The organism is Pseudomonas sp. SID14000, from assembly GCF_002165135.1.
GTDB lineage: Bacteria > Pseudomonadota > Gammaproteobacteria > Pseudomonadales > Pseudomonadaceae > Aquipseudomonas.
The window spans coordinates 1-427 of the sequence record NZ_NFZQ01000119.1 but is presented as its reverse complement, the minus strand read 5'-3'; the positions used below and the strand labels follow the sequence as shown (position 1 = coordinate 427).

1 protein-coding gene is annotated in these 427 nt (G+C 71.2%); it reads left to right on the top strand.

All coding sequences use genetic code 11. The features are described 5' to 3' along the window. Window positions 1–286: ABC transporter permease subunit (locus CAY82_RS27610; RefSeq protein WP_140399177.1), on the top strand; the 286-nt coding region annotated here is incomplete at its 5' end. Window positions 287–427: the final 141 nt, after the last annotated feature.

The window sequence follows — 427 nt, the reverse complement described above, 5'->3', positions numbered from 1 at the left end:
GTCCGGCGGGCAGCTCTTCGTACGGGTCGAACTCCCGCTGGCCTACCCGCTGATCATGACCGGGCTGCGGTCCGCGGCCGTCCAGGTGGTCGCCACCGCGTCGATCGCCGCCATGGTCGGCCTCGGCGGCCTGGGCCGGATCATCACCGCCGGCTTCAACACCTACGACACGGCGCAGGTCTTCGCCGGTGCCGTGCTGGTCGCCCTGCTTGCCCTGGTCGTGGAAGGCGTCCTGTTGCCGCTGGACCGGCTGCTGTCCCCCGTTCGCCGCCGCACGACCGCATGAACGCGGTCCTCCAGGACCGCGCAACCACGTTTCTTTCCCGGACGGAGAACAACATGAGCAGGACCTCGCGCACAGCCGGAGTGCTCGTCTCGGTGGTCGCGCTGGCCGGGGCACTCGCGGCCTGCGGCGGCGACAGCCTGG